General features: G+C 61.2%; 12 protein-coding genes and 1 pseudogene. 5 read left to right on the top strand and 8 right to left on the bottom strand.

Going from position 1 to position 13,640, the window contains the following annotated elements; all coding sequences use genetic code 11:
- Nucleotides 1-16: 16 nt before the first annotated feature.
- A complete protein-coding gene (locus ACZZ0K_RS25525) occupies nt 17-1,411 on the bottom strand; it encodes an FAD-binding oxidoreductase (RefSeq protein WP_258707318.1) in 1,395 nt (464 codons plus the stop codon).
- A 205-nt stretch (nt 1,412-1,616) separates the two neighbouring features.
- On the opposite strand from ACZZ0K_RS25525, the gene serA reads away from it, so the two are divergent.
- Nucleotides 1,617-2,846, top strand: a complete 1,230-nt coding sequence (gene serA, locus ACZZ0K_RS25520) for a phosphoglycerate dehydrogenase (RefSeq protein WP_024014707.1) — start codon at nt 1,617-1,619, stop codon at nt 2,844-2,846.
- Between the two features lie 101 nt (nt 2,847-2,947).
- On the opposite strand, the gene ACZZ0K_RS25515 is transcribed toward serA, so the two are convergent.
- A complete protein-coding gene (locus ACZZ0K_RS25515) occupies nt 2,948-3,373 on the bottom strand; it encodes a DUF4399 domain-containing protein (RefSeq protein WP_258707319.1) in 426 nt (141 codons plus the stop codon).
- Nucleotides 3,374-3,508: 135 nt separating this feature from the next.
- Between ACZZ0K_RS25515 and ACZZ0K_RS25510 the strand changes: the two genes are divergently transcribed.
- Nucleotides 3,509-4,072 carry a transporter substrate-binding domain-containing protein gene (locus ACZZ0K_RS25510; protein WP_258707320.1) on the top strand — a complete coding sequence of 188 codons (564 nt, stop codon included), beginning with the start codon at nt 3,509-3,511 and terminating at the stop codon, nt 4,070-4,072.
- 223 nt (nt 4,073-4,295) lie between these two features.
- Here the strand turns inward: ACZZ0K_RS25510 and ACZZ0K_RS25505 are convergent, their stop codons facing one another.
- Both ACZZ0K_RS25505 and ACZZ0K_RS25500 read right to left on the bottom strand, forming a co-directional pair.
- A complete protein-coding gene (locus ACZZ0K_RS25505; RefSeq protein ID WP_252879062.1) occupies nt 4,296-4,781 on the bottom strand; it encodes a 2-thiouracil desulfurase family protein in 486 nt (161 codons plus the stop codon).
- A 2-nt stretch (nt 4,782-4,783) separates the two neighbouring features.
- Complete coding sequence (locus ACZZ0K_RS25500; protein ID WP_041476865.1) at nt 4,784-5,416, bottom strand: 2OG-Fe(II) oxygenase; 633 nt, start codon at nt 5,414-5,416, stop codon at nt 4,784-4,786.
- 108 nt (nt 5,417-5,524) lie between these two features.
- Here ACZZ0K_RS25500 and ACZZ0K_RS25495 point away from each other — a divergent pair, with 108 nt between their 5' ends.
- On the top strand, nt 5,525-6,259 hold the full coding sequence (locus ACZZ0K_RS25495; protein WP_041476866.1) for a DUF2059 domain-containing protein: 735 nt from the start codon (nt 5,525-5,527) through the stop codon (nt 6,257-6,259).
- An 89-nt stretch (nt 6,260-6,348) separates the two neighbouring features.
- Here ACZZ0K_RS25495 and bipL read toward each other — a convergent pair.
- Nucleotides 6,349-7,295, bottom strand: a pseudogene (gene bipL, locus ACZZ0K_RS25490) (phospholipase BipL).
- A gap of 99 nt (nt 7,296-7,394) precedes the next feature.
- On the opposite strand from bipL, the gene ACZZ0K_RS25485 reads away from it, so the two are divergent.
- Nucleotides 7,395-7,973, top strand: coding sequence for a DUF6436 domain-containing protein (locus ACZZ0K_RS25485; RefSeq protein WP_258707321.1), 579 nt, complete (start codon nt 7,395-7,397; stop codon nt 7,971-7,973).
- 102 nt (nt 7,974-8,075) lie between these two features.
- A complete protein-coding gene (locus ACZZ0K_RS25480) occupies nt 8,076-10,487 on the top strand; it encodes a penicillin acylase family protein (protein WP_463559606.1) in 2,412 nt (803 codons plus the stop codon).
- 200 nt (nt 10,488-10,687) lie between these two features.
- Here the strand turns inward: ACZZ0K_RS25480 and ACZZ0K_RS25475 are convergent, their stop codons facing one another.
- From ACZZ0K_RS25475 to ACZZ0K_RS25465, 3 genes are read right to left on the bottom strand one after another with little or no spacing between them, the layout of a single operon-like run.
- A complete protein-coding gene (locus ACZZ0K_RS25475; RefSeq protein WP_056786237.1) occupies nt 10,688-11,578 on the bottom strand; it encodes an ABC transporter permease subunit in 891 nt (296 codons plus the stop codon).
- Entirely contained in the window at nt 11,575-12,456 is an 882-nt protein-coding gene (locus ACZZ0K_RS25470; RefSeq protein ID WP_177327003.1) for an ABC transporter permease subunit, read from the bottom strand. Before ACZZ0K_RS25470 ends, ACZZ0K_RS25475 begins: the two co-directional genes overlap by 4 nt.
- A 35-nt stretch (nt 12,457-12,491) precedes the next feature.
- Nucleotides 12,492-13,634 carry an ABC transporter ATP-binding protein gene (locus ACZZ0K_RS25465; protein ID WP_258707323.1) on the bottom strand — a complete coding sequence of 381 codons (1,143 nt, stop codon included), beginning with the start codon at nt 13,632-13,634 and terminating at the stop codon, nt 12,492-12,494.
- Nucleotides 13,635-13,640: the final 6 nt, after the last annotated feature.

The raw sequence follows: 13,640 nt of genomic DNA, 5'->3' as shown, positions 1-13,640 counted from the left end.
CAACAGAGATTACCGATCAAACCGGGAAAATCTTGCCCGGGTTCATGATGCCGTTCGGGTCGAACACTGCCTTGACCGCTTTCATGTACTCGATCTCGGCCGGCGAGCGGCTGTAGGTCAGGTAATCGCGCTTGGTCATACCGACGCCGTGCTCAGCCGAGATCGAGCCGTTGTATTTCTCGACGGTTTCGAACACCCACTTGTTGACGGTGGCGCACTTGGCGAAGAACTCGTCCTTGCTCAGATTTTCCGGCTTGAGGATGTTCAGGTGCAGATTGCCGTCGCCGATGTGGCCGAACCAGACGATTTCGAAATCCGGGTAGTGCTCGCCAACGATCGCATCGATTTCGCGCAGGAACGCCGGCACTTTCGAGACGGTAACCGAGATGTCGTTCTTGTACGGCGTCCAGTGGGAAATGGTTTCGGAGATGTACTCGCGCAGCTTCCACAGATTGTGCAGTTGGGTTTCGCTCTGGCTCATCACGCCGTCGAGCACCCAGCCCTGTTCAACGCAGTGTTCGAAGGTTTCCAGCGCGCTGTTGGCCACTTCTTCGGTAGTCGCTTCGAATTCCAGCAGGGCGTAGAACGGGCACTCGGTGTCGAATGGCGCCGGCACGTCGCCACGGCCCATGACCTTGGCCAGCGCCTTGTCGGAGAAGAATTCGAACGCAGTCAGGTCGAGCTTGCTCTGGAAGGCATGCAGCACCGGCATGATCGAATCGAAATCGGCGGTACCGAGGACCATCGCCGTGAGGTTTTTCGGCGCGCGATCAAGGCGCATGGTCGCTTCGACGACGAAACCAAGGGTGCCTTCGGCGCCGATGAACAGCTGACGCAAGTCGTAACCGGTGGCGTTCTTGATCAGGTCCTTGTTCAGTTCGAGCACATCGCCCTTGCCGGTGACGACTTTCATGCCGGCCACCCAGTTGCGGGTCATGCCGTAGCGAATCACTTTGATCCCGCCGGCATTGGTGCCGATATTGCCGCCAATCTGGCTGGAACCTGCCGAGGCGAAGTCGACCGGATAGTACAGGCCGTTTTCTTCGGCGACGTTCTGCAGATGCTCAGTGACCACGCCCGGTTGGCACACGGCAGTGCGGTCGGTGAGGTTGACGTCGAGAATCTGGTTCATGTAATCGAACGAAACCACCACTTCGCCATTGGCCGCCACCGCAGCGGCGGACAACCCGGTGCGCCCGCCGGACGGCACCAGCGCAATTTTGTGGGTGTTGGCCCAACGCACCACGGCCTGCACTTGCTCGATGGTCTTGGGAAACACGATGGCGCTCGGTGCCGGGGCGAAGTGCTTGGTCCAATCCTTGCCGTAAGTGTTCAGGGAGTCGGCGTCGGTGAGGACTTTGCCAGGCTCAACCAGGGTCTTCAGTTCATCAATCAGCGCAGGATTGGTCATCGACAGAACTCTCGAACAATTCATGGTCATCCTGAGAACGCTTCACGTCGCAGGAATGAGTGTTTAGCGGGGTGGCTATGCTAGCATACCGACCCCGCAGGACAGTGCCCAAGGCCAGATCCGCGGTGACGGCTTTGTTGCCGTGCGGGTCAGCTCCAGGCTGCTCCCTCCCTGCCATTTTTCTCCGGGATACAGGTTTACGCAGATGAGCAAGACTTCTCTCGATAAGAGCAAGATCAAGTTCCTTCTTCTCGAAGGCGTCCACCAATCGGCTGTCGACGTCCTCAAGGCGGCGGGCTACACCAGCATCGAATACCTGACTGGTTCCTTGCCGGAAGCCCAGCTCAAGGAAAAGATTGCTGACGCTCACTTCATCGGCATTCGCTCGCGCACGCAACTGACCGAAGAGATCTTCGATCACGCGAAGAAACTGGTCGCGGTCGGCTGTTTCTGCATCGGCACCAACCAGGTTGACCTCAGTGCGGCCCGCGAGCGCGGTATTGCCGTGTTCAACGCGCCGTACTCCAACACCCGTTCCGTAGCCGAGCTGGTACTGGCCGAAGCGATCCTGCTGCTGCGCGGCATCCCTGAGAAAAATGCCTCCTGCCACCGTGGCGGCTGGATCAAGTCCGCTGCCAACTCGTTCGAGATCCGTGGCAAGAAGCTGGGCATCGTCGGCTACGGCTCGATCGGCACGCAGTTGTCGGTGCTGGCTGAAGGTCTGGGCATGCAAGTGTTCTTCTATGACACCGTGACCAAGCTGCCACTGGGCAACGCTACGCAGGTCAACAATCTGCACGAGCTGCTGGGCATGTCCGACATCGTCACCCTGCACGTACCGGAAACCGCCGCCACTCAGTGGATGATCGGCGAGAAGGAAATCCGCGCCATCAAGAAGGGCGGCATCCTGATCAACGCTGCACGTGGCACCGTGGTCGAGCTCGACGCCCTGGCGGACGCGATCAAGGACAAGCACCTGATCGGCGCGGCCATCGACGTGTTCCCGGTGGAGCCCCGCTCCAACGACGAAGAGTTCGAAAGCCCGCTGCGTGGCCTCGACAACGTGATCCTGACCCCGCACATCGGTGGCTCGACCGCCGAAGCGCAAGCCAACATCGGTCTGGAAGTGGCAGAGAAACTGGTCAAGTACAGCGACAACGGTACCTCGGTGTCGTCGGTCAACTTCCCGGAAGTGGCCCTGCCGGCTCACCCTGGCAAGCACCGCCTGCTGCACATCCACGAGAACATCCCGGGTGTGATGAGCGAGATCAACAAGGTCTTCGCCGAAAACGGCATCAACATCTCCGGTCAGTTCCTGCAGACCAACGAGAAAGTCGGCTACGTGGTGATCGACGTCGATGCCGAATACTCGGAGCTGGCGCAAGAGAAGCTGCAGCACGTCAACGGTACTATCCGTAGTCGGGTGCTTTTCTAAAAGCAGCTGCAAGCGGCAAGTGAAAGCGCTTTGCCTTTACTTGCCGCTTGCAGCTAGCCACTTGAAGCTGAATAAAAAGGGAGCCCCGCAGGGCTCCTTTTTTATTTCACGTTGACCGTGATTTTTTCCGAAACGATCGATGGGTCGAACGGCATGTGGCCGCTGTCGCCGAGGATCAGTTGCAAGGTGTGCTTGCCCGGGGCCAGTTTGATCGTGGCTTCGGTCTGCGCCTTGCCGAAATGCATGTGGTGAGCGTCAGTCGGGATCGGCGCGCCTTCGGCCGGCAGGTCGTCGACGTCGATCAGCAGGTGATGGTGGCCGGTGTTCCTGGTGGTGTCACCCGCCGGGGCCAGCGCGATGTTCTTGACGCCGAACTTGACCTTGAATTCCTGCGAGACGGTGGCGCCGTCCTCGGGAGAGACGATGAACACTTCAGCATCCTTCGGCGCCGGTGTCGCCGCACTGGCCAGCACCGAAACACCCATCAGCACACCGGCCAACGCTGCACGTGACAAAAAGCTTTTCATTTTCTTCTCCAGTTTTTCCGTAAAATCCGCACGGCCATGACAACTTCATGACCATTCGTTGTCGAAGGCACTCGACAACCATAGCAAAGCGAGCCTGAATCAGAGCGTCGCGATAATGATTTCAAAGGAGTGACCATGCGCTTGCTGCCTGGCCTGATCTGCCTGCTACCCTTTCTGAGCCCACTGGCTCACGCCGAACTGATTGATGACGTCAACGACCGTGGCGAGCTGCGCATAGCCCTTGAGGCTAATACACCGCCCTTCAATTACAAGGAAGGCGACACCCTCACGGGGTTCGAGGTCGAGCTTGGGCAACTTCTGGCCCAAGAGCTGGATGTACGCGCCGACTTCATCGTCACCGACGAGGGCGACCTGCTCCAGGGCGTTGAAAGCGGCAAATACGATGTCGCGCTCAACCACATAGCACTGACACCCGAACTCAAGGATCGTTTCGACTTCAGCGAGCCGTACGGCGAGGTCGACGGGCAGTTGCTGGCGAAGAAGGACGAGACGCCGCGGCCGCTGGTGCTGGTGCAGGCGTTGACCGAAGCGAAGCCGAAAGCGGCAGCGCCGGTCGAGTTGGCGATCCCGTTTCAGAAGGGTAATCCGGCATTTCAGGCCAGCCTCAAGAGCGCGCTGGAACGGATCAAGGCGGATGGGCGGTTGGCGGCGCTGTCCGAGAAGTGGTTGAAACCGTAAGAGCCCCTCACCCTAACCCTCTCCCGGAGGGAGAGGGAACTGATCCGGGGATGCTTTAGAGGTACGCCGACTTGGGATTGCTATACCGAATCCGAAATCGACTGATCATGGCTTTGTCGAATCCCTGGTCGCCAAGGTATTTCAGGTCGATGGACAGCGCCAGACACCTCGGTCGGCCCCCTCTCCCCCGGGAGAGGGCTGGGGTGAGGGCAACGATGGCTGATCAGTCCAAAGCCGCCAGAGTCACCGCCGCCTCAGCCAGCTCAAGTTCACTGAAAACCCGAACCCCATGACGCTTGAGCAACGCCGCCGTCACCCCTTCGCCACTGACTCTGACCCCACTGAACGTGCCGTCATACGTCAACAGATTCCCGCAAGAGGGGCTGTTGGCCTTGAGCACCGCCACCCGAATGCCGTGCTTTTGCACCAGTTCCAGCGCTTGCCGCGCCCCCTCGAGAAATTGCGCGCTGACATCCTCGCCCTCAGTAGTGATGACTGCGGCAATGCCATCCAGCACCTCAACACCCTGCCCGCCAGGAATCTCCGCCGCCGCCCGCGGCGTCGGCAATCCTCCGGCCACCTCAGGACACAACGGCACTACCCGCCCTTCTTCGATCCATTGCTCAAGCAGATCAAACGGCCCGCTCGCGCCACCGTCATAGCGCACGCGATGGCCCAGCAGGCAGCGACTGACCAGGATCTTTTCCATGTTCAGAACGGCTCGTTGCCACGGCGACGGAACCAGCCAGTCAGCGACAGGCGCTCGCGATGGGCCGGCAGTACTTCGTGAGGCACTTCGCCGGAGAGAAACACCACCAGGCAGCCGCCGGTCGGCTGCACGTCGTGCACGCGCTCATCGCCCAGGTACATGCGCAACTGTCCGCCGTCCTCCGGCAGCCAGGCGTCGTTGAGGTAGATGACGGCCGAGACCATGCGCCGGTCATCATCGCGAAAGCGGTCGAGGTGCTTGAGGTAAAACGCGCCGGGCGGGTACAGGGCGAAATGGCATTCGAAATCTTCAAGTCCCAGAAACAAGCCGCGATTGAGCGCCTCGCGCAGACTGTCCATCAGGCTCAGGTAACGGTCAGTGGCGTCGGCCTGACCCGGGTCGATCCACTGGATGTGATCGCCGCGAATACCCTCGCGAATCTCCGAGAACGGCCCGCGTCCGACCGCCGCCGGCGCCAGCTCACCCTCGGCTTCACGTTTACGGCACTCGGCCGCCAGCGCCCGGGTCAGATCGGCGGGCAGGAAGATGTTCTGCTGCGACCAGCCGTGTTCGGCCAGGTCGTCGACAATGCGTAACAGCAGCGGGTGTTCAGAGGATATCGGCATGGCGCGCATAGTATGCCGACGGCAACAAATCCGACAGAGCCACGCAGCGCCTTGCTACGAATTCTCGACAAGTACCGGCACCGCACGGACAATAGTCCGCTGCTGACAGGAGTCCCTATGCGCCGTTTGCTTTTTTCACTGTTGATGTTCTGCGTATTGCCCGCCTGGGCGGACGGCCACGATCAGTTGTACAAGGTCGCCGGCTGGCCAGAACAACGCGCGCATTTCAACGATGCCCTGAGCGCCGCCCAGCAGCGCTATCAGAACAGCCTGCCGCCTGCGGTATTTCAGGCGCTGGTCAACAACAGCAATCAGCGCTTCGCCGCGCAGGCCATGGATCAGCGTGCCGAAGCGCAACTGCGGCAGAAACTCGCCGACCCGAAACCGGCGCTGACCTTCTTCCAGTCACCACTGGGCAAGAAAATCGTCGCCGCCGAACTGCTCGCAACCCGTCGCGATCAACTGGCAAAAAATGCCCAGGGCCTGCCGAAGATGCAGGCCAGCGACAGTCGCTTGCTGATCATCGGCCATCTCGCCCAGGCCCTGCCGGCCCGTGAGGCTGGCGCCGAGGTCAGCCTGGCGATTGCCGGCGTGGCAGCGGACAGCTTGAGTTCGATGATTCCGGGATTGCTTGGCGGTGGACAGGCACAGGGCATGTTGAACGGTCAGCGCCAGCGGCTGATGGATCAGATCGGCGCCGATCTGAACAACACGTTGCTCTACGTCTATCGCGATTTGTCGGATGAAGAGCTGGAAGAGTTTGCGACGTTTGCCGAGTCGACCGAGGGCAAGGCTTACTACCAGGCGGCACTGGCGGCGATTCGGGCGGGGTTGGCGGTCGGCCAACCTTAAAGATCGCAGCCTTCGGCAGCTCCTACATTGAAACGCGTCCCCCTGTAGGAGCTGCCGAAGGCTGCGATCTTTGATCTTGCCTTAACGCTTCAGAGATTCCGGCCCCTGATCCGCTTGCTCAAGAACTCGAAATACTCCTCACGCATCTCCGCCGTTTCATTGGCCAGGTGATGCCGTGCCTCGGCCAACAGCAGAATCTGCGGCCGGTCGAACTTCCATTTCAACACCTGCAGATTGTGCTGCCAGTCGACAGTCATGTCCGCCTGCCCCTGAATGATCAGCGGCCGTCGCGGACTTTTTTCGCGTGCTCGACGCGGATGATCCAGCGCGACAGCGCGCCCACCCATTTCGTCGGCAGTCGCCTTGGCTGTAACGGATCGGCCTGCAGAAACGGCAGAAAGTCCGGATCGTTGGAATTCTCGCTGAAGCGTCGCGCCACACCGCGTACAAACGGCCGCAGCAGGTAATAACTCAACTGCGACCAGCCCCACGCCCTCGGTCGCACCAACGGCGCCAGCAGAATCACCTGCCCCTGCGCCGGGCTGTTCTCGCCATGGTTGAGTAGATGATCGACGACAATCGCGCCACCGGTGCTTTGCCCGCACAAATGCCAAGGCTGCGGCAGCGCGATCGAGTTCGCTTCAGCGAACAGCGCCTGCAACACGTCCTGGTATTCAGCGAAATCACGAATGCTTGCCCGTGGCCCGCTCGACAGACCATGGCCCGGCAAGTCGCAGGCGATCACGGCGAAATCCTGATCCAGCGCCCACTCGATCACATGCCGGTACAGGCCGATGTGATCGTAGTAACCGTGGAGCAGAAACAGCGTCGCCTTGACCTTCTCCGGCCACCAGCAATGGCTGACCAGCTCGTAGCCATCGACTTCGAAACGACCCATGCCGCGCCAGACATCGCGCTCGGCGAAGTCGGTCTTGTAGAAGCGCTGATAAGCCTTCGCCTCATCCGATAACGGCTGCCACTCGGCCAATGGCTTGAGGCTCGCGCGTAAATGATCGGGGTCGAAAGTATCAGGCATGCGGACATTCCAGAACGGTAAACGGACTTTATCGGCCTGCGATATTCATCTGTAGAGGCAGACATGGCAAGCTAGCCGGCCTTTCGAGGATCGAAAACCATGCGCTCGCCCTACCGCACCGCACTGTTCGCCAGCCTGCTCGCGCTTATCTGCGCCGGGGTGTTGTGGGCGGCATATGACTGGTTTCAGGGCCGCTACCTGCGCGCGTTCAGCGAACATACGGCGGTATTTTCCGGCGACCCGCTGCGCCTGCCGGACAACCTCGCCGGGCCGGGAAATATCCGCCTCGTGCACTTCTGGGACCCGGCCTGTCCGTGCAATGTCGGCAATCAACAGCACCTGAGCGAGATGGTCGAACAGTTCGGCGCGCGTGGCGTGGAGTTCTTCGCCGTGCAAAAGCCCGGCAGCCACGGCCAGTTGCCCGCCACCCTCGCCAGCCTGAAAACCATCGTCGTCCTGCCCGGCGCCGAACAGATCCCCGCCAGCCCTGCCGTGGCGATCTGGGATCGCAGCGGCAAACTCGCCTACTTCGGCCCGTACAGCGAAGGCCTGACCTGCAACTCCAGCAACAGCTTTATCGAACCGATCCTGCATGCCCTGACGGAAGATCGCCCGGTCAATGCTACCCACACCTTGGCGGTGGGTTGTTATTGCCCATGGCAGCCGGACGCGAAGTAAGGCATTCCGGACTTTTCAAGGACAGCGCTGCACCGCACAGATGCTCTGTGCTAAATGTTTGCAGCCCGACGGGTGGCCTTCCCGCCTGCACAAGGAGTCACCATGAAGCGTGCGTTGATCGTCGTTGCCTTGCTCATCGTTGTCCTGCTCGGCGCCGCCGGCGGGTATATCTACAGCAAGCAGCCGACGCGCCAGGGCCAGGTCGAGCTGCGCAACCTGCAAGGCTCGGTGACCGTGCGCTATGACGAGCGCGGTGTGCCGCATATCCGCGCCGAGAACGAAACCGACCTCTATCGCGCCCTCGGTTATGTGCACGCGCAGGATCGTCTGTTCCAGATGGAAGCCATGCGCCGCCTCGCCCGCGGTGAGCTGGCCGAAGTGCTCGGGCCGAAACTGCTCGACACCGACAAACTGTTTCGCAGCCTGCGCATTCGCGAGCGTGCGGCCAGTTACGTCGCTAGCCTCGACAAGCAGTCGCCGGCGTGGAAGGGCCTGCAAGCCTATCTGGACGGCATCAACCAATATCAGGACAGCCACGCCGCGCCGATCGAGTTCGACGTGCTGGGCATCCCCAAGCGGCCGTTCACGGCCGAAGACAGCATCAGCGTCGCCGGTTACATGGCCTACAGCTTTGCCGCCGCGTTTCGCACCGAGCCGCTGCTGACCTACGTGCGCGATCAGCTCGGCGCCGATTACCTCAATGTCTTCGATCTCGACTGGCAGGCCAAAGGCGTTCTGGCCACCGATCACACCCGGCACGCACCGGCCCTCGCCGCCGGCGACTGGCAGGACCTCACCGCCCTCGCCCGCCTCAGCGAACAGGCGCTGCTCGACAACGGCCTGCCGCAGTTCGAGGGCAGCAACGCCTGGGTGATTGCCGGCAGCCGCAGCCAGAGTGGCAAGCCGTTGCTGGCCGGCGATCCGCATATTCGTTTCTCGGTGCCGTCGGTGTGGTACGAGGCGCAGCTGTCGGCGCCGGGTTTCGAGTTGTACGGCCATCATCAGGCACTGGTGCCGTTCGCGTTTCTGGGACACAACCTCGATTTCGGCTGGAGCCTGACCATGTTCCAGAACGATGACCTCGATCTGATCGCCGAGAAGGTCAACCCGGCCAACCCCAATCAGGTCTGGTATCGCGGCCAGTGGACCGAGATGCTCCTCAGCGAACAACAGATCAATGTAAAGGGTCAGGCGCCGGTGACTCTCACCTTGCGCCAGTCCCCGCACGGGCCAATCGTCAACGATGCTCTTGGCAGCGCCGCCGGCAAGACCCCGATCGCGATGTGGTGGGCCTTCCTCGAAACACCTAACCCGATCCTCGACGGCTTCTACCAGCTCAACCGCGCCGACACCTTGGCCAAGGCCCGCGCGGCAGCGGCCAAGGTGCAGGCGCCGGGCCTGAATCTGGTGTACGCCAACGCCAAAGGCGATATCGCCTGGTGGGCCTCGGCCCTGCTGCCCAAACGTCCGGCCGGGGTGCAACCGGGCTTCATCCTCGACGGCAGCACGCCCGAAGCGGACAAGGACGGCTACTACCCGTTCAGCGCCAACCCGCAGGAAGAAAACCCGGCGCGCGGCTATATCGTCTCGGCCAACTTCCAGCCCGTGTCGCCGACCGGCATGGAGATTCCCGGTTATTACAACCTTGCCGATCGCGGTCAGCAGCTTGACCGTCAGCTCAGCGACAACCGGGTGAAGTGGAGCAACGAGGCCAACCAGCAACTGCAGCTGGGCACGGCGACCGGTTACGGCCCGCGTCTGTTGGCGCCACTGTTGCCGGTGTTGCGTGAGGTGGTGAGTGATCCGGCGCAGCTGAAACTGGTCGAGCAACTGGCGCAGTGGCCCGGCGACTATCCGCTGAATTCGATCAGCGCGACGGTGTTCAACCAATTCCTCTACGACCTTGCCGATGCGGCGATGCGCGATGAGTTGGGCAATGACTTCTTCGAGACACTGCTGTCGACGCGGGTAATCGATTCGGCGTTGCCACGCCTGGCGGTCAAGGCGGACTCACGGTGGTGGGACAATCGCAGCACGCCGGCCAAAGAAACCCGCGCCGATGTCGTGCGCACGGCGTGGGCGGCAAGCATGGCGCATCTGAAACTGACCCTCGGCGATAACGTGGCCGGTTGGCAGTGGGGCGCGGCGCACACCCTGACTCACGGCCATCCGCTGGGGCAGCAGAAGCCGCTGGATCGCCTGTTCAACGTCGGCCCGTTCGCAGCGCCGGGCAGCCACGAAGTGCCGAACAACCTCTCGGCAAAGATCGGCCCGGCGCCGTGGCCGGTGACGTATGGACCGTCGACCCGACGCCTGGTGGACTTCGCCGATCCGGTACATGGCCTGACAATCAATCCGGTCGGCCAGAGCGGCGTACCGCTGGACAGTCACTATGACGATCAGGCTGAAGCGTATGTAGAAGGGATTTATGTGCAGGCGCATTTCAGCGAGGAAGAGGTGCTGGCGAATACACGCAGTACGTTGAAGCTGTTGCCTGCGCGGGCTGCGCGATAGATTGATGCAATCTGCACCGGCCCTTTCGCGAGCAAGCTCGCTCCCACAGGAGATTGCATTCCAAATGTGGGAGCGAGCCTGCTCGCGAAAGCGCTGTGTCAGCCGACATCTGAGTCGACTGACACTCTGTCTTCGCGAGCAGGCTCGCTCCCACATTTACAACCAGGTTGGCCTCGAGGTTGAGGCCAACCTGATATTGCTTAGGCCGCTTCCGGCGCTGGCGCGCGGCGTGCGTCCGGTTGTTTCCACGAATCGGCAGCGCTTTCTTCGATGGCTTGCTGGATGGCTTTCTTGCGGGCTTCTTCGGCGCGGCGGCTGAAGAACCAGACGAGGAAGGTCACCAGCGACACCGCCAGCAGAATCAGGCTGGCCACGGCGTTGATTTCCGGTTTCACACCCAGGCGCACGGCCGAGAACACTTCCATCGGCAGGGTCGTCGAACCCGGGCCGGACACGAAGCTCGCCAGCACCAGGTCATCCAGCGACAGCGCGAACGACATCATCCCGCCTGCCGCCAGTGATGGCGCGATCATCGGGATGGTGATCAGGAAGAACACCTTCCACGGCCGCGCGCCCAAGTCCATCGCCGCCTCTTCGATCGACAGGTCCAGCTCACGCAAGCGCGCTGACACCACCACCGCCACATACGCGGCGCAGAACGTGGTGTGGGCGATCCAGATGGTGACGATGCCGCGCTCCTGCGGCCAGCCGATCATTTGGGCCATGGCCACGAACAGCAGCAACAGCGACAGACCGGTGATCACTTCCGGCATCACCAACGGCGCAGTCACCAGGCCACCGAACAGCGTACGGCCCTTGAAGCGCGTGATACGGGTCAGCACGAACGCTGCCAGGGTACCCAGTGCCACCGCCGCCACGGCGGTGTAACAGGCGATTTCCAGCGAGCGCAACACCGAGCCCATCAATTGCGAGTTGTCGAGCAGGCCGACGTACCACTTGATCGACCAGCCGCCCCACACCGTCACCAGTTTCGAGGCGTTGAACGAGTAGATCACCAGGATCAGCATCGGCAGATAGATGAAGATCAGACCCAATACCAGCATCAGGCTGGAGAAACGGAAGCGCTTCATTCTTTACCCTCCATTTCCTTGGCCTGACTGCGGTTGAACAGAATGATCGGCACAATCAGGATCGCCAGCATCACCACCGCCAGGGCGGACGCCACCGGCCAGTCGCGGTTGTTGAAGAATTCTTGCCACAGCACCTTACCGATCATCAGGGTTTCCGGGCCGCCGAGCAGTTCCGGGATCACGAACTCGCCGACCACCGGAATGAACACCAGCATGCAGCCGGCAATGATGCCGTTCTTGGACAGCGGAATGGTGATTTTCCAGAAGCTGTTGAAGGTGCTCGAACCCAGATCCGACGCGGCTTCCAGCAGACTCTGATCATGCTTCACCAAGTTGGCGTACAGCGGCAGGATCATGAACGGCAGGTACGAATAGACAATCCCGATGTACACCGCCAGGTTGGTGTTGAGGATCTGCAGCGGCTCGTCGATCAGGCCCATGCTCATCAGGAAGCCGTTGAGCAGGCCGTTGTTGCTGAGGATGCCCATCCACGCGTACACGCGGATCAGGATCGCCGTCCAGGTCGGCATCATGATCAGCAGCACCAGCACCGTTTGCAGCTCCTTGCGCGCGCTGGCGATGGCGTAGGCCATCGGGTAACCGATCAGCAGGCAGAGCACGGTGCTGATAAAGGCCATTTTCAGCGAGCCGAGATAGGCGGCGATGTACAGTTCGTCGTCGCCAAGCAACGCGTAGTTGCCCAGGTTCAGCAGCAGTTGCAGCTTCTGCTCGGCGTAGGTGTAGATCTCGGTGTACGGCGGGATCGCCACGTCGGCTTCGGCGAAGCTGATCTTCAGAACGATGAAGAACGGCAGCATGAAGAACAGGAACAGCCAGATGAACGGCACCCCGATGACCAGCTGCCGGCCATTGGGGATGATTCGGTTTATACGGCGTTTGAATTTGCGCATGTTCATGAGCGAAGTACCACGCCGCTATCGTCTTCCCACCACACGTAGACCTGATCGCCCCAGGTCGGACGCGCGCCGCGACGTTCGGCGTTGGCGACGAACGACTGCACCAGTTTGCCGCTCGGCAATTCGACGTAGAACACCGAGTGCCCGCCCAGATAAGCGATGTCGTGGACCTTGCCGCTCGACCAGTTGTACTCGCAGGTCGGCATGTCGGCGGTGACCAGCAGTTTTTCCGGGCGAATCGCGTAGGTGACCGACTTGTCCTGCACCGAGGTACTGATGCCGTGGCCGACGTAGATCTGCCGGTCGAGGTCCTTGCAGGTGATGGTCGCGTGGCCTTCGGCGTCGTCGATCACTTCGCCTTCGAAGATGTTGACGTTGCCGATGAATTCGCAGACCAGACGGCTGGTCGGGGTTTCGTAGATGTCAATCGGGCTACCAATCTGCGCAATCCAGCCCAGGTGCATGATCGCGATGCGCTCGGCCATGGTCATGGCCTCTTCCTGGTCGTGGGTCACCATCACGCAGGTCACGCCGACGCGCTCGATGATTTCCACCAGTTCCAGCTGCATCTGCGAACGCAGCTTTTTGTCCAGTGCGCCCATCGGTTCGTCGAGCAGCAACAGCTTCGGCCGCTTGGCCAGCGAACGGGCCAGGGCCACGCGTTGACGCTGGCCGCCGGACAGTTGATGCGGCTTGCGCTTGGCGTACTGGCTCATCTGCACCAGCCTGAGCATCTCGGCCACGCGGGCGTCGATCTCGGCCTTGGGGATCTTGTCCTGCTGCAAGCCGAAGGCAATGTTCTGCGCCACGGTCATGTGCGGGAACAAAGCGTAGGACTGGAACATCATGTTGATCGGACGGTCGTACGGCGGCATGTCGGTGATGTCGACGCCGTCGAGGAAAATCCGCCCTTCCGTGGGCCGTTCGAAGCCTGCCAGCATCCGTAGCAAGGTGGATTTGCCCGATCCCGAACCGCCGAGCAGAGCAAAAATTTCGCCCTTCTTGATTTCCAGGGACACGTCGTCCACGGCAATCGTCTCGTCGAACTTCTTCGTGACCCGGTCGATTTTGACCAGCACCTGTTTTGGTGTCTGGTCGCCCTCGAGGGCTTTCTTGTAGGCGCCGGAGGCAACTGCCATTTACGA

It is taken from the genome of Pseudomonas sp. AC255 (genome assembly GCF_979258175.1).
Note: the sequence above shows the minus strand (reverse complement) of the source record. Positions and strands in the feature narration are given on the sequence as shown.

Excerpts from the sequence above, each read along its gene's own strand:
- ACZZ0K_RS25525 (WP_258707318.1), bottom strand. The coding sequence starts at position 1,411 with ATGACCAATCCTGCGCTGATTGATGAACTGAAGACCCTGGTTGAGCCT.
- serA (WP_024014707.1), top strand. The coding sequence starts at position 1,617 with ATGAGCAAGACTTCTCTCGATAAGAGCAAGATCAAGTTCCTTCTTCTC.
- ACZZ0K_RS25515 (WP_258707319.1), bottom strand. The coding sequence starts at position 3,373 with ATGAAAAGCTTTTTGTCACGTGCAGCGTTGGCCGGTGTGCTGATGGGT.
- ACZZ0K_RS25510 (WP_258707320.1), top strand. The coding sequence starts at position 3,509 with ATGCGCTTGCTGCCTGGCCTGATCTGCCTGCTACCCTTTCTGAGCCCA.
- ACZZ0K_RS25505 (WP_252879062.1), bottom strand. The coding sequence starts at position 4,781 with ATGGAAAAGATCCTGGTCAGTCGCTGCCTGCTGGGCCATCGCGTGCGC.
- ACZZ0K_RS25500 (WP_041476865.1), bottom strand. The coding sequence starts at position 5,416 with ATGCGCGCCATGCCGATATCCTCTGAACACCCGCTGCTGTTACGCATT.
- ACZZ0K_RS25495 (WP_041476866.1), top strand. The coding sequence starts at position 5,525 with ATGCGCCGTTTGCTTTTTTCACTGTTGATGTTCTGCGTATTGCCCGCC.
- ACZZ0K_RS25485 (WP_258707321.1), top strand. The coding sequence starts at position 7,395 with ATGCGCTCGCCCTACCGCACCGCACTGTTCGCCAGCCTGCTCGCGCTT.
- ACZZ0K_RS25480 (WP_463559606.1), top strand. The coding sequence starts at position 8,076 with ATGAAGCGTGCGTTGATCGTCGTTGCCTTGCTCATCGTTGTCCTGCTC.
- ACZZ0K_RS25475 (WP_056786237.1), bottom strand. The coding sequence starts at position 11,578 with ATGAAGCGCTTCCGTTTCTCCAGCCTGATGCTGGTATTGGGTCTGATC.
- ACZZ0K_RS25465 (WP_258707323.1), bottom strand. The coding sequence starts at position 13,634 with ATGGCAGTTGCCTCCGGCGCCTACAAGAAAGCCCTCGAGGGCGACCAG.